This window comes from Streptomyces sp. NPDC097640 (genome assembly GCF_040302705.1).
Taxonomy (GTDB): domain Bacteria; phylum Actinomycetota; class Actinomycetes; order Streptomycetales; family Streptomycetaceae; genus Streptomyces.
The window spans coordinates 87,258-105,034 of record NZ_JBEOSB010000032.1 but is presented as its reverse complement, the minus strand read 5'-3'; the positions used below and the strand labels follow the sequence as shown (position 1 = coordinate 105,034).

Annotated in this window: 18 protein-coding genes and 1 pseudogene; 13 read left to right on the top strand and 6 right to left on the bottom strand. The window is 70.7% G+C overall.

Annotated elements, in window-relative coordinates:
* Window positions 1–33 precede the first annotated feature (33 nt).
* Window positions 34–645 (bottom strand): TetR/AcrR family transcriptional regulator, encoded by a 612-nt coding sequence (locus ABTY62_RS38310; protein ID WP_352133999.1) that lies wholly within the window; start codon window positions 643–645, stop codon window positions 34–36.
* Window positions 646–749: 104 nt separating this feature from the next.
* On the opposite strand from ABTY62_RS38310, the gene ABTY62_RS38305 reads away from it, so the two are divergent.
* Together ABTY62_RS38305 and ABTY62_RS38300 are read left to right on the top strand one after the other, a co-directional pair.
* Window positions 750–1,313 (top strand): ester cyclase, encoded by a 564-nt coding sequence (locus ABTY62_RS38305; RefSeq protein ID WP_352133998.1) that lies wholly within the window; start codon window positions 750–752, stop codon window positions 1,311–1,313.
* A gap of 179 nt (window positions 1,314–1,492) precedes the next feature.
* Window positions 1,493–2,254 (top strand): hypothetical protein, encoded by a 762-nt coding sequence (locus ABTY62_RS38300; RefSeq protein ID WP_352133997.1) that lies wholly within the window; start codon window positions 1,493–1,495, stop codon window positions 2,252–2,254.
* Window positions 2,255–2,361: 107 nt separating this feature from the next.
* Here the strand turns inward: ABTY62_RS38300 and ABTY62_RS38295 are convergent, their stop codons facing one another.
* Window positions 2,362–3,234, bottom strand: a complete 873-nt coding sequence (locus ABTY62_RS38295; RefSeq protein WP_352133996.1) for a hypothetical protein — start codon at window positions 3,232–3,234, stop codon at window positions 2,362–2,364.
* A gap of 72 nt (window positions 3,235–3,306) precedes the next feature.
* On the opposite strand from ABTY62_RS38295, the gene ABTY62_RS38290 reads away from it, so the two are divergent.
* The 5 genes and pseudogenes from ABTY62_RS38290 to glmM all read left to right on the top strand — a co-directional run bounded on the left by ABTY62_RS38290 (window position 3,307) and on the right by glmM (window position 8,071).
* Window positions 3,307–4,926: an ABC-F family ATP-binding cassette domain-containing protein gene (locus tag ABTY62_RS38290; RefSeq protein WP_352133995.1), complete on the top strand. Its 1,620-nt coding sequence runs from the start codon at window positions 3,307–3,309 to the stop codon at window positions 4,924–4,926.
* Window positions 4,927–4,932: 6 nt separating this feature from the next.
* A pseudogene (locus ABTY62_RS38285) lies at window positions 4,933–5,290 on the top strand (P-loop NTPase family protein); the annotation flags it as partial.
* A gap of 268 nt (window positions 5,291–5,558) precedes the next feature.
* Window positions 5,559–6,002 (top strand): 50S ribosomal protein L13, encoded by a 444-nt coding sequence (gene rplM / locus ABTY62_RS38280; RefSeq protein ID WP_311726681.1) that lies wholly within the window; start codon window positions 5,559–5,561, stop codon window positions 6,000–6,002.
* 41 nt (window positions 6,003–6,043) lie between these two features.
* Complete coding sequence (rpsI, locus tag ABTY62_RS38275; RefSeq protein ID WP_352133994.1) at window positions 6,044–6,559, top strand: 30S ribosomal protein S9; 516 nt, start codon at window positions 6,044–6,046, stop codon at window positions 6,557–6,559.
* A gap of 153 nt (window positions 6,560–6,712) precedes the next feature.
* Window positions 6,713–8,071: a phosphoglucosamine mutase gene (gene glmM, locus ABTY62_RS38270; protein WP_352133993.1), complete on the top strand. Its 1,359-nt coding sequence runs from the start codon at window positions 6,713–6,715 to the stop codon at window positions 8,069–8,071.
* Here the strand turns inward: glmM and ABTY62_RS38265 are convergent.
* The gene (locus tag ABTY62_RS38265; protein WP_352133992.1) at window positions 8,068–9,024 is read right to left on the bottom strand and encodes a DUF389 domain-containing protein; all 957 of its coding nucleotides are present in this window, start codon (window positions 9,022–9,024) and stop codon (window positions 8,068–8,070) included. The genes glmM and ABTY62_RS38265 overlap by 4 nt on opposite strands.
* A gap of 21 nt (window positions 9,025–9,045) precedes the next feature.
* Window positions 9,046–10,050 (bottom strand): type I pantothenate kinase, encoded by a 1,005-nt coding sequence (gene coaA / locus ABTY62_RS38260; protein WP_352133991.1) that lies wholly within the window; start codon window positions 10,048–10,050, stop codon window positions 9,046–9,048.
* 198 nt (window positions 10,051–10,248) lie between these two features.
* Here coaA and glmS point away from each other — a divergent pair, with 198 nt between their 5' ends.
* Window positions 10,249–12,096, top strand: a complete 1,848-nt coding sequence (gene glmS, locus ABTY62_RS38255) for a glutamine--fructose-6-phosphate transaminase (isomerizing) (RefSeq protein WP_352133990.1) — start codon at window positions 10,249–10,251, stop codon at window positions 12,094–12,096.
* Window positions 12,097–12,103: 7 nt separating this feature from the next.
* Window positions 12,104–12,472 carry a holo-ACP synthase gene (locus tag ABTY62_RS38250; protein ID WP_311726687.1) on the top strand — a complete coding sequence of 123 codons (369 nt, stop codon included), beginning with the start codon at window positions 12,104–12,106 and terminating at the stop codon, window positions 12,470–12,472.
* Window positions 12,473–12,724: 252 nt separating this feature from the next.
* On the opposite strand, the gene bla is transcribed toward ABTY62_RS38250, so the two are convergent.
* Window positions 12,725–13,618, bottom strand: coding sequence for a class A beta-lactamase (gene bla / locus ABTY62_RS38245; RefSeq protein WP_352133989.1), 894 nt, complete (start codon window positions 13,616–13,618; stop codon window positions 12,725–12,727).
* Between the two features lie 117 nt (window positions 13,619–13,735).
* On the opposite strand from bla, the gene ABTY62_RS38240 reads away from it, so the two are divergent.
* Together ABTY62_RS38240 and ABTY62_RS38235 are read left to right on the top strand one after the other, a co-directional pair.
* Window positions 13,736–14,602: a LysR family transcriptional regulator gene (locus tag ABTY62_RS38240; RefSeq protein WP_352133988.1), complete on the top strand. Its 867-nt coding sequence runs from the start codon at window positions 13,736–13,738 to the stop codon at window positions 14,600–14,602.
* On the top strand, window positions 14,599–15,498 hold the full coding sequence (locus tag ABTY62_RS38235; RefSeq protein WP_352133987.1) for a serine hydrolase: 900 nt from the start codon (window positions 14,599–14,601) through the stop codon (window positions 15,496–15,498). The genes ABTY62_RS38240 and ABTY62_RS38235 overlap by 4 nt, the downstream gene beginning before the upstream one ends.
* On the opposite strand, the gene ABTY62_RS38230 is transcribed toward ABTY62_RS38235, so the two are convergent.
* Entirely contained in the window at window positions 15,495–16,595 is a 1,101-nt protein-coding gene (locus tag ABTY62_RS38230; RefSeq protein ID WP_352133986.1) for a hypothetical protein, read from the bottom strand. The genes ABTY62_RS38235 and ABTY62_RS38230 overlap by 4 nt on opposite strands.
* Window positions 16,596–16,737: 142 nt before the next feature.
* On the opposite strand from ABTY62_RS38230, the gene ABTY62_RS38225 reads away from it, so the two are divergent.
* Together ABTY62_RS38225 and ABTY62_RS38220 are read left to right on the top strand one after the other, a co-directional pair.
* Complete coding sequence (locus tag ABTY62_RS38225) at window positions 16,738–17,355, top strand: histidine phosphatase family protein (protein ID WP_352133985.1); 618 nt, start codon at window positions 16,738–16,740, stop codon at window positions 17,353–17,355.
* Window positions 17,356–17,400: 45 nt separating this feature from the next.
* Window positions 17,401–17,613: a DUF2283 domain-containing protein gene (locus ABTY62_RS38220; RefSeq protein WP_352133984.1), complete on the top strand. Its 213-nt coding sequence runs from the start codon at window positions 17,401–17,403 to the stop codon at window positions 17,611–17,613.
* Window positions 17,614–17,777 lie beyond the last annotated feature (164 nt).

The window sequence follows — 17,777 nt, the reverse complement described above, 5'->3', positions numbered from 1 at the left end:
CGCCTCGACGGGACGACCCCGCCCGCCGCCGGCTCAGCGAAGAGTGGCGATCGCCGTACGGCAGAGGACGCTCTCGGCCTGATCCCACGACCAGCCGTTCTCGACCACCAAGGTGCGCCAGCCGGTGGGGCCGAACCAGAACCACAGCAGGCCGGCCGTCTCCTGCACGGTGCGGGAGGGCGCCGGAGCGAGCGTGTGCAGGTGATGGGCGGCGGCGGTGAGTGCGTCCCGGTACGCGGCGGTGGCGCGCTCCCACAGTGCCTCGCCGCTTTCATGGACGGGCAGCGCCTTGCGGATCGCCTCGTGCACCGTGAACTGGCCCTCGTTCCCCATGCGGGTGCCCTGCGCCAGCGCCTTGAGGACCGCCTCGGGTGTCCGGAGGGCGAGTATCTGCCGCATGGCCTGCTCGTAGCCGGAGTCGGCTACGCCCTGGTCCACGATCCGATCCAGGATGTCGCCCTTGCTCCCGACACTCGCGAAGACGGTCTTCGCGGCGACCCCGGCCGCTGAGGCGATGTCCGCGACCGTGACACGGCCATAGCCGCGCTCGGCGAAGAGCTCTGTGGCCTGCCGGAGGATCAGCGCACGCGTCTGCGCGGCAGCCTGCTCGCGCAAGGGGGAGACGTAGGTGCGCTTCGACGCCATGGTGCCATCTTAGCGAGCGTCATTACATGAATGGAGTATTCATTAGGTTCCATGTAACCTCAATTCCTCAATGAGCCGTCACGGGCGCGAGAGAGGTATGAGCAATGAACGTCACGGATCTGGCCCACGGGCTCTTCCGCGTACTTGAGACGGGAGACGCGGCACTGGCGGCCGACGTGGTGCACGACGACTTCCACAACCGGGAAGCGGTCGTCTCGCCCCCGGCCTGCGCGACTCCGGGGCCGTCGGGGGTCCTCGCCTCGGGCGCGTGGATGCGGTCGGCCTTCAGCGACCTGCGCTTCCCCGTCCTCGGCACGGCCCGCGACGGCGACCAGGTCTGGGTGCGGCTGCGCATGCAGGGTCGCCATACGGGCCCCTTCGTCCGCTTCCGCGAGGGCGCCCTCGACCAGGCGATACCCCCTACCGGGCGCGAGATCGACTTTGAACAGATCCATGTGCTCGGCCTGCGCGACGGCAAGGTGGCCGTGCACGAGGCGGTGCGCGACGATGTCGCCATGCTCGGGCAGCTCGGCATCTTTCCGCCGACGCCGGCGATCGCGGTACGTATGCTCGCCTGGCGAGTGACCGGACGAGCCGCCCGCGCGGCCGCACACGTCACGGCACAGGCGGCCGACGCGGCCGCCCTTCTTGCCCCCGCGCCGGTGTGAGGGGTTCCCGGCCCCGCCGCTGGACGGCGCGTTGGGCCGTTGCGATCTCGTGATCAGGCGAGGGGCAACCTTTTCGGCGATACCGGATCGTCATGGAAACCGCTGTTCGATCGCGCGCAACCCGTTGTTTGATGACCCCAACCGCGATCGCGGGAGAATCAACAAAGGGTGGACAAAAAGTGAGTAAGTCTGTGTCGCGCGTCGTGCTGGCGGTCACGGCCGTGGCGGCGCTGGGGTTGGTGACCGCGTGCAGCGGCGACTCCGACGGGGACAAGAAGTCCGACAAGTCGTCAGAGCAGACGACGGAGAAGACGCCGGGCGGCGACAAGGCGCTCGCGGCGCCGCTCTCGAAGGCCGATCTGGACAAGGCCGTGATCGTGAAGGCCGACGTCAAGGGCTTCGAGGTCGAGAAGATGACCGACAAGGAGTACGCGGACGGCGGAGCGGCCAAGGCCGCGAAGACCGAGTGCCAGCCGCTGGCGCAGATGATGGGGGCCGAGCAGAACCCGGTGCCGAAGGCCTCGGCGTACGCGACGTTCGCCTCCGGCGCCGCCGCGGGCGGCGACGACGCGGATCTGGGCCTCACGGGCATGATCCGGGTGTCCTCGTACGCGGAGGCCGGCGCCGAGCAGACCATCTCGGACCTGCGGGGTGCCCTCAAGACCTGCGCCGGTGGGTTCAAGGCGACCGACGGGTCCGGCGACAAGGCGGACATCTCGAAGGTGGACACGCTGACCGCGCCGAAGCTCGGCGACGAGGCGCTGGCCTACACGGTGACCGACAAGCAGGAGGGCGCCGCCGTGAAGTTCACCGTCGTGCGCTCGGGCACGCACCTGTCCGTGTTCTTCGGCGTGAACATCGCGAACCCCGCCAAGTCCGAAATCCCGGAGGCCGTGGTCTCGGCGCAGGTCGCCAAGTTGGAGAAGGCCCTGAAGGCCTGAAGCCCCTGACGGGTTGCAGCCCCTGACGGGCTGAAGCCCCTGACGGGTTGATGTGACGCCCCGCCCGACCCCGGCTGCGGAGACCGGGGTCGGGCGGGTGCGCGGTGTCAGTTCGAGGCCGTCGCCGCCGCCGACGCCTGCTGGTTGCCGCGCTCCAGGATGCGGCGGAAGGCGTAGTCCGCGATATCGCGCCCCGCCTCCAGCGCCTTGGTGTCGGAGGAGGTCACATCCGCGCCGGAGGTGTATCCGGCGATGGTGAAGTAGGCGTAGCGGCCGATGGCGTTGGCCGAGGCGCGGCAGTCCGACTGGCGGCAGAAGGCGGGCACGCCGCCGCCCGACAGGGACGCCACATTGGGCCCCGCCTGCTCCTTCGCCCGCTCCGCCGCCGCCTTGGTGTCGAAGACGGCGATGCCGACGGTGACCGCGACCCCGTCCTTCGAGTACGTCGCGCGGAAGAGTTGGCGGCAGCCGTTGCCGGTGAGGGCGGGGACCAGGCTGCCCTGGGCCGCCGTGGCACAGCTCTTGGTGGCCGCGGTGGAGCCCTTGGCGTACTCGCGGCCGTTCCCCACGGCCTTCTTGTCGGGGAAGAGAGTGCCGGTGCTGATGGGCGCCTTGTCCCGCTGCGCGCTGGAGAGGATGTCCAGCGGCTTCGGCGGGGCCGGCGGCGCGACGTCGGAGAACGTCGGCTCAGGGGTCGGGGACTCGCTCGGCAGGTCCTGGGGCGCCGGCAGCTGACTGGCCGACTTGTCGGACTTGTTGGCGGACTTTCCCTTGTCGCCGCTGCTGATCACGGCCGTGGCCACGATCGCCCCGACAGCGGCCGTCGCGAGCACCCCGCCGCCGATGAACAGCAGCTTGCGGCGGCGGCCGCGCCTGGCGCTGTCGTCGGCCAGCGCCGCCCAGTCCGGCGTCGGCGGCTGAGCACCCCCGGGCCCGTAGCCTCCCCCGGGCCCATAAGGCCCCCCTTGCCCAAAGCTCATGGCGCGCATCTTAATCCGCGCAAGTGTTAAACCGGTTGGTCCGGTACGCGCCCGGAGGTCACAATCCGGTCCATGGGACATGTGGAGGCAGGACATCTCGAGTACTACCTCCCGGACGGACGGGTGCTGCTCGGGGATGTGTCGTTCCGGGTCGGCGAGGGCGCCGCGGTGGCGCTGGTGGGGGCCAACGGCGCCGGGAAGACCACGCTGCTGAGGCTGATCGCGGGCGAGCTCAAGCCGCACGGCGGCTCGGTGACGATCAGCGGCGGGCTCGGCGTGATGCCGCAGTTCGTCGGGTCCGTGCGGGACGACCGGACGGTGCGGGACCTGCTGGTCTCGGTCGCGCGGCCGGGCATCCGGAAGGCCGCCGAGGCGGTGGACGAGGCCGAGCACGCGATCATGACCCGGGACGACGAGCCCGCGCAGATGCAATACGCCCAGGCGCTCAGCGACTGGGCCGAGGCCGGCGGGTACGAGGCCGAGACGGTGTGGGACATGTGCACCATGGCCGCGCTCGGCGTTCCGTACGAGCGGGCGCAGTGGCGCCAGGTGCGGACCCTGTCGGGCGGCGAGCAGAAGCGGCTGGTGCTGGAGTCGCTGCTGCGCGGCGCCGACGAGGTGCTGCTGCTGGACGAGCCGGACAACTACCTCGACGTCCCCGGCAAGCGCTGGCTGGAGGAGCGGTTGCGGGAGACCAAGAAGACGGTGCTGTTCGTCTCCCACGACCGGGAGCTGCTGGCCCGCTCCGCCGAGAAGATCATCAGCGTGGAGCCGGGCCCGGCGGGCAGCGACGTCTGGGTGCACGGCGGCGGCTTCGCCACGTACCACCAGGCCCGCAAGGAGCGCTTCGCCCGCTTCGAGGAGCTGCGGCGGCGCTGGGACGAGGAGCACGCCAAGCTGCGGCAGCTGATGCTCACCTTCAAGCAGAAGGCGGCGTACAACTCCGACATGGCCAGCCGCTACCAGGCCGCGAAGACCCGGCTGCGGAAGTTCGAGGAGGCGGGCCCGCCGCAGGAGCCGCCGCGCGAGCAGGACATCCGGATGCGGCTGAAGGGCGGCCGCACCGGCGTGCGCGCGGTGACCTGCCAGGGGCTGGAGCTCACCGGCCTGATGAAACCGTTCGACCTGGAGGTCTTCTACGGCGAGCGGGTGGCCGTGCTCGGCAGCAACGGCTCGGGCAAGTCCCACTTCCTGCGGCTGCTGGCGGGGGACGAGGTCGGCCACACGGGCGCGTGGAAGCTGGGGGCACGGGTGGTGCCCGGCCACTTCGCGCAGACCCACGCCCACCCCGAGCTGGACGGACGCCCCCTCGTCGACATCCTGTGGACCGAGCACGCCAAGGACCGGGGCGGCGCGATGAGCGCACTGCGCCGCTATGAGCTGGAGCGCCAGGGCGACCAGCGCTTCGACAAGCTGTCCGGCGGCCAGCAGGCCCGCTTCCAGATCCTGCTGCTGGAGCTCGCGGGGGCCACCGCGCTGCTGTTGGACGAGCCGACGGACAACCTGGACCTGGAGAGTGCGGAGGCGCTTCAGGAGGGGCTCGAGCGGTACGAGGGTACGGTGCTGGCCGTGACGCACGACCGGTGGTTCGCCCGGTCCTTCGACCGTTTCCTGATCTTCGGGGCGGACGGGGTGGTGCGGGAGGCGCCGGAGCCGGTCTGGGACGAGGGGCGGGTGGCCCGCAAGCGGTGAGCCGCGCTGCGCCGCTATGAGCTGGAGCGCCAGGGCGATCAGCGCTTCGACAAGCTGTCGGGTGGGCAGCAGGCGCACGGGGGTCTGGGGGTGTCCCCCAGAAGGAAGGGGTCAGATCCTGCTGCTGGAGCTCGCGGGGGCCACCGCGCTGCTGTTGGACGAGCCGACGGACAACCTGGACCTGGAGAGTGCGGAGGCGCTTCAGGAGGGGCTCGAGCGGTACGAGGGTACGGTGCTGGCCGTGACGCACGACCGGTGGTTCGCCAGGTCCTTCGACCGTTTCCTGGTCTTCGGGGCGGACGGGGTGGTGCGGGAGGCGCCGGAGCCGGTCTGGGACGAGGGGCGGGTGGCCCGTAAGAGGTGAGTGGTGCGGTGGCGGCCGGGGGTGTTTTGACCCGTGCGGGGGCGGGCCGGTATTCTGCCAGTTCGTTATGCGTATTGGCTTGCTCGTTCTCACGTGAGAGGCCGTTACGCCGGTCCACCGGGCCGATGACCAGCGGCAGGCACTCGGTTGCGTCACCGATGTGCGGCCAAGGCTGTCGTGATCGTCCGGGTGGCCTTGTTCGGACCCGTCCCCTCGGTCCTGGCGGACCTGGGGAGACCCCATCACTGAAGAAGCGAAGGCAACGACCGTGCGTACGTTCAGCCCCAAGCCCGGCGACGTCCAGCGTCAGTGGCACGTCATCGACGCCACCGACGTCGTCCTGGGCCGCCTGGCCTCTCAGGCAGCCACCCTTCTCCGGGGGAAGCACAAGCCGGTGTACGCGCCGCATGTCGACACTGGTGACTTCGTCATCATCATCAACGCCGACAAGGTGCACCTCTCCGGCAACAAGCGGACCCAGAAGATGGCGTACCGCCACTCCGGCTACCCGGGCGGTCTGCGCTCCATCCGCTACGACGAGCTGCTGGACAAGGCTCCGGAGAAGGCCGTCGAGAAGGCCATCAAGGGCATGCTCCCCAAGAACACCCTGGGCCGTCAGATGCTCTCGAAGCTGAAGGTCTACGCGGGTGACCAGCACCCGCACGGCGCTCAGCAGCCGGTCCCGTTCGAGATCACCCAGGTCGCGCAGTAGTCCCGGCCACCCCCTAAGACGAAAAGAATCTGAGGAGCATCGTGGCCGAGACCACCGCCGAGACCCCCGTCGAGACCCCCCTCGACGTCGAGGAGTACACCACCGAGAGCGTGGAGACGATCGAGTCGGAGTACACCTCCGAGTCGCTCGCTTCCCGCTTCGGCGAGCCGCAGCCGGCCGCCGGCACCGGGCGCCGCAAGAACGCCATCGCCCGCGTCCGCATCGTGCCGGGCAGCGGCCAGTGGAAGATCAACGGTCGCACCCTTGAGGACTACTTCCCCAACAAGGTGCACCAGCAGGAAGTCAACGAGCCCTTCAAGGTGCTCGAGCTGGACGACCGCTACGACGTTGTCGCCCGCATCTCGGGTGGCGGCGTCTCCGGTCAGGCCGGTGCGCTGCGCCTGGGCATCGCCCGCGCGCTGAACGAGGCGGACGTGGACAACAACCGCGGCCCGCTGAAGAAGGCCGGCTTCCTGACCCGTGACGACCGCGCCACCGAGCGTAAGAAGGCCGGTCTGAAGAAGGCCCGCAAGGCGCCGCAGTACAGCAAGCGCTAATCACGGCTTCGCTGCTCATGCGGCGGCTTGCCCGCTCGTTCGAACGCCCCGGCGGCACCACCCGTGCCGCCGGGGCGTTCGGCTATTGGCACCAGGGGGCGTATACCTACAAGCAAGCTTCCGCCCCCCAGCTCGTAATCTCGGAGGACACCAGTGGGACGACTCTTCGGTACGGACGGTGTGCGCGGTGTCGCCAACGCCGACCTGACGGCTGAGATGGCGCTCGGCCTGTCGGTCGCGGCGGCGCATGTGCTCGCCGAGGCGGGAACCTTCGAAGGCCATCGGCCGGTGGCGGTGGTCGGAAGGGATCCGCGCGCGTCCGGGGAGTTTCTGGAGGCCGCCGTGGTGGCCGGGCTGGCCAGCGCGGGCGTGGACGTGGTGCGGGTGGGCGTGCTGCCCACGCCCGCCGTGGCGTTTCTGACCGGGGAGCGGGGCGCGGACCTCGGCGTGATGCTGTCCGCCAGCCACAACCCGATGCCCGACAACGGCATCAAGTTCTTCGCGCGCGGCGGCCACAAGCTCGCCGACGAGCTGGAGGACCGGATCGAGAACACCTACCGCGCGCACGCCTCGGGCGAGCCGTGGGACCGGCCGACCGGCGCGGGCGTGGGCCGGGTCCGCGACTACGACGAGGGCCTCGACAAATACGTCGCCCACCTCCTCGGCGTCCTCCCCAACCGGCTCGACGGGCTGAAGATCGTCATCGACGGGGCACACGGCGCGGCCGCCCGCGTCTCCCCCGAGGCGTTCACCCGGGCCGGTGCCGAGGTCATCACCATCGGCACCGAGCCGGACGGGCTCAACATCAACGACGGCTACGGCTCCACCCACCTGGACCCGCTGCGGGCCGCCGTCGTCGAGCACGGGGCCCACCTGGGCATCGCGCACGACGGGGACGCCGACCGCTGCCTCGCCGTGGACGCGGCGGGCGAGGAGGTCGACGGCGACCAGATCCTCGCCGTGCTCGCGCTCGCGATGCGCGAGGCGGGCACCCTGCGCGAGAACACGGTCGTCGGCACCGTGATGTCCAACCTGGGCTTCAAGCTCGCCATGCGGCGCGAGGGCGTCGAGCTGGTCCAGACGGCGGTCGGCGACCGCTATGTGCTGGAGGAGATGAAGGAGCACGGCTACGCCCTGGGCGGCGAGCAGTCCGGCCACGTCATCGTGCTCGACCACGCGACCACCGGCGACGGCACCCTGACCGGGCTGCTGCTGGCCGCCCGGGTGGCCGCCACCGGCCGTACGCTGGCCGACCTCGTGGGCGTCATGGAGCGGCTGCCGCAGGTGCTGATCAACGTCCGGGACGTGGACAAGTCCCGGGTCGCCTCCAGCGCCGAGCTGGCCGCGGCGGTGACCGACGCGGAGCGGGAGCTGGGCGAGACCGGGCGGGTGCTGCTGCGGCCGTCCGGGACCGAGCCCGTGGTGCGCGTGATGGTCGAGGCCGCGGACATCGACCAGGCCCGGTCGGTCGCGGGGCGCCTGGCGGACGCGGTGAAGTCCGCGCTCGGCTAGGCCCGCTCTCCCCGCAGCCGCCGCAGCGCTCGGTCACGCTGCTTGGCCCAGAGGAACTTCTGGGCCAGCAGTGTGAGCGTGCCGGCGACCACGATCCCGGCCAGATTCAGCAGCAGCTGCTCGGTCGAGCCCCACATCTGGTCGATCTCGCCGTAGCCGAGCGCCACCGCCGCGTTGGCCGCGGCCGGCACCGTGGTGACGGAGATCGCCACGCCGACCAGCGCCCCGGACTTCGCCGAGGTCAGCGAGAGCGTGCCGGCGATGCCCGCGAGCAGGGCCACGACGAAGGAGAACATATCCGGCTTCCAGATGAAGTCGGTGTTCGGACGGGCCCGCTCCAGCTGTTCCCTGGTGAACAGCCCGAAGGCGTCCATCAGCACACTGAAGCCGGTCGTCAGCACCATCGCCACCGCGAAGCCGACGACCAGCGCGATCGTCGATCGGGCCGCGAGCCGCGGGGTCCGCTGGACCAGCGCGGTGGACAGGCCCGCCAGCGGGCCGAACTCCGGGCCGACCGCCATCGCGCCCACGATCAGGATCGCGTTGTCGAGCACCACACCGCAGGCCGCGATCATCGTGGCCAGGACGAGGAAGGCCAGGAAGGTCACGGAGAGCGTGGACTCCTCGTGGGTGGCCTCGGCCAGCTGCTCCCACAGGACGGCGTCCGCGCCCTCGCCCGGAGCTTCCTCCTCCGCCTTGTCGGCCCGCTTGGACAGCGACAGGTCGATGTTCTCCACGGCTATCGAGCCGTCGGCGTCCAGGCCCAGCGCGCGCAACTCGCCCAGCAGGGCATCACCCGCCTCGCGCGCCACATCGACCGTCACCACATCGCCCACCGGGTTGCGCGCGGCGCCCGGCAGCACCACGAGATGAGTGGTGCCCACCGTCTGCTCCACGGTGTGCACCACCTTCTCGGTGCGGTCGGCCGGGACGATCAGCCGAAGGTGTAGCACGGTGATGCTCCAGTTCGTGTCTCAGAGTTTGCGGAGGGACAGCCGCCGGACCTTGTGGTCCGGGCCCTTGCGGAGCACCAGCGTGGCACGGCCGCGGGTGGGTGCGACGTTCTGCTGAAGATTGGGCTGGTTGATCGTGCGCCACATCATCCGGGCGTAGTCCAGCGCCTCGTCCTCCGAGACCTGGGTGTACTTGCGGAAGTACGAGGACGGGTCCTGGAAGGCCGTCTCGCGCAGCTTGCGGAAGCGGCCCAGGTACCAGCGCTCGATGTCCTCGGCGCGGGCGTCGACGTACACGCTGAAGTCGAAGAAGTCCGCGAGACCGACGCGGGTCAGCCCGTCCTTGCCGGGCAGCGCGGGCTGGAGCACATTGAGCCCCTCCACGATCAGGATGTCCGGGCGGCGCACGGTCAGCCGCTCGTCCGGCACGATGTCGTAGATCAGGTGCGAGTAGACGGGCGCCGACACCTCCTCCTTGCCGGCCTTCACATCCGCCACGAACCGGGTCAGGGCCCTGCGGTCGTACGACTCGGGGAAGCCCTTGCGGGACATCAGGCCGCGCCGGTCGAGCTCCGCGTTGGGGTACAGAAAGCCGTCGGTGGTGATCAGCTCGACGCGGGGGTGCTCGGGCCAGCGGGCCAGCAGCGCCTGGAGCAGCCGGGCGGTGGTGGACTTGCCCACCGCGACGCTGCCCGCGACGCCGATCACGAAGGGCGTGCCGGGCTGGGTGCCGCTGCCCTTCTTGGTGTCGCCGAGGAACGTGTTGAGCGCGCCGCGCAGACTGCCGGTGGCGGCGACGTAGAGGTTCAGCAGCCGGGACAGCGGCAGATAGACGTCCCGTACCTCGTCGAGGTCGATGACGTCGCCGAGGCCCCGCAGCCGCTCCACCTCCTCGGCGCTGAGCGGCAGCGGGGTCTTGTCCCGCAGCGCGCTCCACTCGTCGCGGGACAGATCCACGTACGGGCTCGGCTCGGCTCGCCGAGGGGTGCGCGCGGGGTGCGCGTCCTGCGCGGGAGACGTGATCATCCTCTCATTGTCGCGGCCCGGCGCGGGCCCGTGGGGCGGGCGGGGCGTGGGGTCCATCACGCGCGGGGGACTCCGGCCGGCCGACCGGCGCGCCGCCCTTCGGTGTGGACGCCGGATGTGCGGCGGATGACCGGCAGGTGGCGGCTAGCGCGTGGGCCGCGGTCCGGGCGTCCGGCCGCGGGCCGTACGCTGCACTCCATGTGCGGAATCGTTGGTTATGTGGGAGGGCAGTCCGCCCTCGACGTCGTCCTCGCCGGGCTGAAGCGGCTGGAATACCGCGGCTATGACTCGGCGGGCGTCGCCGTGCTCGCCGACGGTGGGCTGGCCGCCGCCAAGAAGGCCGGCAAGCTCGCCAACCTGGAGAAGGAGCTCGCCGACCGCCCGCTGCCCAGCGGCGGCACCGGCATCGGCCACACCCGCTGGGCCACCCACGGCGGCCCGACGGACGCCAACGCGCATCCGCACCTGGACAACGCGGGCCGGGTCTCCGTCGTCCACAACGGCATCATCGAGAACTTCGCCACCCTCCGCGCCGAACTCACCGAGCGCGGCCACGAGCTGTCCTCCGAGACCGACACCGAGGTCGTGGCGCATCTGCTCGCCGAGGCCTTCTCGTCCTGCGGCGACCTCGCCGAGGCGATGCGGCAGGTGTGCCGGCAGCTGGAGGGCGCCTTCACCCTGGTCGCGGTGCACGCGGACGCGCCCGACGTGGTGGTCGGGGCGCGCCGCAACTCCCCGCTGGTCGTCGGCGTCGGCGAGGACGAGGCGTTCCTGGCCTCCGACGTGGCCGCCTTCATCGCCCACACCCGCGAGGCCATCGAGCTCGGCCAGGACCAGGTCGTCGAGGCGCGCCGGGACGGGGTGACGGTCACCGACTTCGACGGGGCGCCCGCGGACATCCGCACCTACCACGTCGACTGGGACGCCTCCGCCGCCGAGAAGGGCGGCTACGACTACTTCATGCTCAAGGAGATCGCCGAGCAGCCGAAGGCCGTCGCCGACACGCTGCTCGGGCGCATCGACGTGGCCGGGAACCTCACCCTGGACGAGGTCCGGATCCCGGCGTCGGTGCTGCGCGAGGTCGACAAGGTCGTCATCGTGGCCTGCGGCACCGCCTACCACGCCGGGATGATCGCGAAGTACGCCATCGAGCACTGGACCCGCATCCCGTGCGAGACCGAGCTGGCCAGCGAGTTCCGCTACCGCGACCCGATCCTGGACCGGCGGACGCTGGTGATCGCCATCTCGCAGTCCGGCGAGACCATGGACACCCTGATGGCGCTGCGGCACGCGCGCGAGCAGGGCGCGAGGGTGCTCGCCATCTGCAACACCAACGGCTCCACGATCCCGCGCGAGTCCGACGCCGTGCTCTACACCCACGCCGGGCCCGAGGTCGCGGTCGCCTCGACCAAGGCGTTCCTCACCCAGCTGGTGGCCTGCTACCTGGTGGCGCTGTATCTGGGGCAGGTGCGCGGCACCAAGTGGGGCGACGAGATCCAGTCCGTGATCCGCGAGCTGTCCGAGATGGGCACCCAGGTGGAGCAGGTGCTGGAGACCATGGAGCCGGTGCGGGAGCTGGCGCGGACGCTGGCGGACAAGAACACCGTGCTGTTCCTGGGCCGCCACGTCGGCTACCCGGTCGCCCTGGAGGGCGCGCTCAAGCTCAAGGAGCTCGCCTACATGCACGCCGAGGGGTTCGCGGCGGGCGAGCTCAAGCACGGGCCGATCGCGCTGATCGAGGAGGACCTGCCGGTGGTGGTGGTCGTGCCCTCGCCGCGTGGCCGGTCGGTCCTCCACGACAAGATCGTCTCCAACATCCAGGAGATCCGGGCGCGCGGCGCCCGGACCATCGTCATCGCCGAGCGCGGTGACGAGGCGGTGGCCCCGTACGCCGACCACCTGATCGAGATCCCCGTCACCCCGACCCTGCTCCAGCCCCTGGTCGCGACCGTGCCGCTCCAGGTCTTCGCGTGTGAGCTGGCCACGGCCCGCGGTAACGAGGTCGACCAGCCGCGCAACCTGGCCAAGTCGGTGACCGTGGAGTGAGCGTCCGATGATCATTGGGGTCGGCATCGACGTGGCCGAGATCGACCGCTTCGACGACGCGCTGCGGCGTACGCCGGGGATGGCGGACCGGCTGTTCGTCGAGCGCGAGCTGACCCTGCCGAGCGGCGAGCGGCGCGGGATCGCGTCGCTCGCGGCCCGGTTCGCCGCCAAGGAGGCCCTGGCCAAGGCGCTGGGCGCGCCGGGCGGGCTGCGCTGGACGGACGCGGAGGTGCTGACGGAGGCCAGCGGGCAGCCGCGGCTGTCGGTGCGCGGGACGGTGGCGGCGCGGGCGGCGGAGCTGGGGGTACGGGCGTGGCATGTGTCGCTCAGCCATGACGCGGGGGTTGCGTCTGCGGTGGTGATCGCGGAGGGGTGATCCTTCGGTTTTCCTGGTGCGGGTGCGTTGGTTTTCGCGGTGCGGGTGCGTTGTGCGTGCGCCTGGTGTGGGTGCGTGGTGCGGGGGCGGGGGCTCCGGGGCTGTCACCCTGGACCGCATATTTACGGCGCCGGTGCCCGGAAGCGTGGGGTGATCCGGAAGTCGGCGCCACAAATATGCGTAAGCGTCCAGGGCACCACCCCTGCACCCCCACCCCCTCCCGTCCCGTCGGCGGCCTCCCGCCGATGGCCCTTACGACAGCGTGTCGGCCACTGCGGACGCCGCTTTGGCGATCAGCCGGTCGTCGGGCTCGGCGTCTTTGCGGGCGCGGTGCGACAGGATCGCGATCACGATGGGGGCCCTGTCCGGGGGCCATACGACGGCGATGTCGTTACGGGCGCCGTAGTAGCTACCGGTTCCGGTCTTGTCGCCGACCACCCAGTCCTTGGGCACTCCGGCCCTGATGAGGTTGTCGCCGGTCGTGTTGGTCCGCAGCCACTTGGTGAGCTGCGCGCGTTCGCCCCTGCCGAGGACGTCCCCGAGGACATAGGCGCGCAGGTCCTTCGCGAACGCCCGCGGGGTGGTGGTGTCCCGCGTCTCGCCCGGGACCCACCGGCTCAGGTATGGCTCCGGGCGATCCATCCGGGTGTCGTTGTCGCCCATCTTCTCGAGTGTGGCGTCGAGGGCCTTGGGGCCGCCGAGTTCCTTGAAGATCAGGTTGGCGGCGGCGTTGTCGCTGTAGCGGATGGTGGCGTCGCACAGCTCGGCGAGGGTCATTCCGGTGTCGACGTGTTTTTCGGTGATGGGGGAGTTGGGGAGCAGGTCGCTTTTGGAGTACGTGATTTTCTTGTCCATCCCGCTGAGTGAGTGCTTTTGCAGGACGGCGCCGCAGGCCAGGGCCTTGAAGGTGGAGTTGTAGGCGAAGCGCCCGCCGTCGTTGTACGCCACCTCCCGGCCGCTTCCCGTGTCGATGGCGTAGACGCCCAGGCGCGCGTCGAATTCGCGCTCAAGGTCCTTGAATTCGCTGGTGTGTGACGTGGTGGATGGGGGTGACGACGGCGGGGGATCGTTCTGGGCGCAGGCCGCGAGCGGGATGAGGGTGAGGGTGGCGAGCGCACCGCTCAGGGCGCGCCGGATGTGCCGCATGGTCCGGACCTCCTGTGGGGGGGATGTGGCGGTGAGGCCACTCTCGCCTCGTGGCGGCTATGCGATCCAATACGTTTGGGTGGGCTTTCATGCCGATGTGACATAGGGGTGGGCGCGGTGGATCTGGTGGGGGCGTGTCGCGCGTTCGTCAGCGTGAGCGAGCGCGGCAGTTTCACCGTCGGGGCGGCCGCCGCCCGGATGTCCCAGCCGGTGGCCAGCCGCCGTATCGCGGCCTTGGAGGAGCGCTTCGGTGAGCGGCTGTTCGAGCGCACCTCACGGCGGGCCGTTCTGACGTCCTTCGGCCGGGAGATGCTGCCGACGGCCCGTCAGCTCGTCCTGGCCGCAGACGTACTGGAGCACGAGGCGGAGGCCGCGAAGCGCAAGCCGTGGCGGCTCGCGGTGCCCGGGATCTGCTCCACCGTGGATCTCGCCCGTCTCGTCGCCGACGCGCGGGGGCACGGCGTCACCCTCGAACTCCGCGTCGGCCCGCCGTCGCGGCGGCTGGAACTCGTCCGCTCCCAACAGGTGCGCGCCGCCCTGCTCCCGGTCCCGCCGGACGAGGCCAGGTGGTCGGTGCCGCTCGGGCTGGCGGGTGCGCAGGACCTCGGCGTGAAGCGCGTATACGTCGAGACGCTGCGGATGGGACGGGCCGACCCCGGGCCGGCCCGCCGCATCTGGATCCAGCCGGAGGACGACGTCCCGCACCTCCGAGACCCCCTGACGCGCCTGCGCGACGCCGTCGGGCTGCGGCCCGTACAGCTCGCCGTCGCGCCCGACCTGACGACCGCCGCGGCGGAAGTGCTCTGCTCACGCGATCTGTTGCTGTGCTCGCCCGCACAGGCCCGGGAACTCTCCCTGAACTGGCGCCCGCTCGGCGATATCACGGTCACCCGCGGGTACGCCCTCACCGCCACCGACGATCCGCAGCAGATCCAGGCGCGCCTGGGCGATGTGATCGCGCGCTGTCTGGGGGCGGCCGCATGACGGAGGCGCTGCTTCGCGAGATGCGCGGGCGTCTGCACGACGGCGGCCTGCGCGGCCATCTCCTCGTCCGGGATCTGCGCACCGGGGAGGAGCTGGGGATCGAGCCGGATGTGCAACTGCCGTCCGCTTCCCTGGTCAAGGTCCCGCTCGCGCTGGCGACGGCGGAGCGCATCCGGCGCGGCGAGCTGGACGGGGCGACGATGCTGGACGTGGCACCCGGGCGGATCACCACGCCCGGTCCCACCGGGCTGAGCCGGTTCCGCCACCCCGCCCGGATCGCGATCGACGACCTGCTCTATCTGAGCACCTGCGTGAGCGACAACTCGGCTGCCGACGCGCTGTTCGACCTCACCCCGCCCGCGCAGGTCGCCGGCCTCCTCCACGAGCTCGGCCTGCACGGCATCACCGTCCGGCACACCATGCGGGAACTGGCCGACACCCCCGTCGAACGCTTCGACACCACCCAGGCGCATCTCGCGCATGCCCTCGCCATCGACGCCGGCACGAGCGGCCGCGGCCACCGGGTGCCGCAGCTCGACACCACGCGTGCCAACACGGGCAGCGCCCGTGCCTGTGTCGAACTGCTCCAGGCCCTGTGGACACCGTCGGCCATCGACCCGGAAGTAGCCCGGAGGGTCCGGGATTTGATGTCCCAGAACGTGATCCGGCACCGCCTCGCCCCGGACTTCGGCTCCGACGCCACCACCTGGTCCTCCAAGACCGGCACCCTGCTCAACCTCCGCCACGAGATCGGCGTCGTCGAGCACTCCGACGGCCAGGCCTTCGCCGTCGCCGTCCTCACCGAATCCCTCGTCCCCGCCGGCACACAGCCCGGCGCCGACGCCCTGATGGCCCAGGTCGCCCGAGCCTTGCGTGATCACCTGCGGCAGCTCTAGAACACCTTCACGTCCGTGCAGCCATGCCGGGCCGCGGACCGCTCCGCGAACTGCCGCAACGCTTCGCGGGCGTACCCCGGCTGTGGCTTCGGGTCATGGTCGTAGTCGCGGTAGTCGGCGACGAAGACCGCCTGCCGCGGTGAGCCGGGGCACGCCGCCTCGGCCCGGACGAGGAAGTCCGTTCGCAGCGGCTTGGTCGCCGAGTCGAACTCCTTGCCGGTCTGCGTCTTCATGCGCTGGTCATCCGCGAAGGTGCCGTAGTAGGAGGACAGGCGGAACAGGGCCCGGCCCTTGTCATCGATCAGCAGGCAATCCTCCACGGGCGCGCGACCCGCGGCCGTCTCATGGGCACGGGTGATCAGCCAGCCCGGTTCGATGCCCGCGCAGGTGCCGCCCGCCTTGGCGAGTGGTGGCGCCTCCGCGTACTCCGACCTCCCGTACTCGAGCGGGCCCACCTGCCGTACGCGGCCGCCGAAGCGGGCGTCGCAGCCGTACTCGCGGGCGGCGGCCTGCGCGGTCCGTGTTGCGAACCGGGCCAGCCGGACCCGCTGTGCCGCCTCCTTGTACGGCCGTGAGCCCCAGCTGTCCACGAACAGCGTCAGGCTGTCCCCGGCGCGCGGACCGTCCGTGTTCCGGCAGTCGAGGACCACGGTGGCCTTGGCGCCATCGTCGCTGAGGGTCTCCATGCCCGACCATCCGGCGCCGATCGGCACCGGGACCATTGCGGTGAAGGAGCTGGCGTCCCGCCCGGACTCGATGTGCGGGCCCCACGCCTGGGACCGCCATTCCATCTTGACCACGGCGCGCTGCTTGAACCCGCCCGGCCCGTCGAGCCAGCACATGACCGGCGGGCCGGACCCGTCCCGGTCCTTTCCTCCGGCCGTTTTGCCCAGCGCTATGTGCCTGGTGGTGCCGCTGACGTCGTCGGTGCCGAGCAGTGCCCGCACCTCGTCGACGGCCACCGTGCCGTCGCACGCGTCGGCCACGGACTCCTCGTCCCGCCAGCGGTCGTAGCCGCCGCTGAAGTAGAACCACCCCGCCGCGGCGGCGAGCAGCGCCAGCGCAATGCCGCCGTAGCGCTTGGCCCGTCGCCGCATCTGCGTTCCCCGTGTCACCCGATACCCCCGCTTAACTGTCGTGATCGCGCCAGGGACGCTAGCAGGCAGCCGCGGCGGGAGAACCTTCCGGCGCCTGCGGGCGTCTTCCTTCTCACAAGATCATTGACGAAGGACCTCGCCCATGACCGAGACGGCTACCCGCTACCTCTACCTCGCCCGGCACGGCGAGGCATCGCCGGACGAGAGCGAACTGACTGACAACGGCCGCCGCCAAGCCGTACTGCTGGGCCAACGCCTCCGGAGCAGCCCGCTCTCCGCCATCCACCACGGCCCACTGCCACGAGCGGAGCAGACCGCCCAGCTGATCCACGACCAGCTCGACGGGGTTCCTCTGCAACAGTCGGAACTGGCCGGGGACTACATCCCCTACCTGCCGAAGAGACAAGAGCTGCCGCCGGATTCGGCCGACGCCATGCTCGACCGCCTCTCTCAGTTCCCGGCCGAAGAACACGCACCCCGGCTGGCACAGGCGGCCCTCACTCAGTTCACCGGACCTGTCAAAGCCGACCAGCCTTGCCATGAACTTGTCGTCACCCACAACTTCCTCATCGGCTGGCTCGTCCGGGCCGCCCTCGACGCTCCGAATTGGCGCTGGATGGGCCTCAACCACGCCAATGCCGCCCTGACGGTCATCCGCTACGCGCCCGATCGGCCCACCTCCGTGCTCTTCTACAACGACATGGGGCACCTTCCCCCGCATCTCCGCTGGACGGGTTTCCCGCCCGAGCTTCGCGTCTGACGGCGGGTAGCCTTTCGGCAAAGGCGGGCGAACGAGGGGGAATCGGTGCGAGTCACATACGACGCCGAGACGGACATGGGGTACATCTACCTGGTGGACGAGATCGGCCCAGGCGAAGCCGTCCGGCAGGAACTCACCGAGGACGGATCCGTGATCCTCGATTTCGACGCGCAGGGACGGCTTCTTGGCGTCGAACTTTCCGGCGCGAAGAGCCGGTTGCACCCCGATCTCATGGCCATGGCCGAGAAAAGCGGGTGAGCCCGTCACGTGACGGTTGGCCGCCGACGGCGGGAGGGGGTGGGGGTGCAGGGGTGGTGCCCTGGACGCTTACGCATATTTGTGGCGCCAAGTTCCGGGTAAGGCCACGCTTCCGGGCACCGGCGCCGTAAATATGCGGTCCAGGGTGACAGCCCCGGAGGCCC

Bases quoted from the DNA above. Each gene is read 5' to 3' on its own strand.
- glmS (WP_352133990.1), top strand. From the start codon at position 10,249: ATGTGCGGAATCGTTGGTTATGTGGGAGGGCAGTCCGCCCTCGACGTC.
- ABTY62_RS38305 (WP_352133998.1), top strand. From the start codon at position 750: ATGAACGTCACGGATCTGGCCCACGGGCTCTTCCGCGTACTTGAGACG.
- ABTY62_RS38230 (WP_352133986.1), bottom strand. From the start codon at position 16,595: ATGCGGCGACGGGCCAAGCGCTACGGCGGCATTGCGCTGGCGCTGCTC.
- ABTY62_RS38225 (WP_352133985.1), top strand. From the start codon at position 16,738: ATGACCGAGACGGCTACCCGCTACCTCTACCTCGCCCGGCACGGCGAG.
- ABTY62_RS38250 (WP_311726687.1), top strand. From the start codon at position 12,104: ATGATCATTGGGGTCGGCATCGACGTGGCCGAGATCGACCGCTTCGAC.
- ABTY62_RS38310 (WP_352133999.1), bottom strand. From the start codon at position 645: ATGGCGTCGAAGCGCACCTACGTCTCCCCCTTGCGCGAGCAGGCTGCC.
- ABTY62_RS38295 (WP_352133996.1), bottom strand. From the start codon at position 3,234: ATGAGCTTTGGGCAAGGGGGGCCTTATGGGCCCGGGGGAGGCTACGGG.
- coaA (WP_352133991.1), bottom strand. From the start codon at position 10,050: ATGATCACGTCTCCCGCGCAGGACGCGCACCCCGCGCGCACCCCTCGG.
- ABTY62_RS38290 (WP_352133995.1), top strand. From the start codon at position 3,307: ATGGGACATGTGGAGGCAGGACATCTCGAGTACTACCTCCCGGACGGA.
- ABTY62_RS38235 (WP_352133987.1), top strand. From the start codon at position 14,599: ATGACGGAGGCGCTGCTTCGCGAGATGCGCGGGCGTCTGCACGACGGC.
- bla (WP_352133989.1), bottom strand. From the start codon at position 13,618: ATGCGGCACATCCGGCGCGCCCTGAGCGGTGCGCTCGCCACCCTCACC.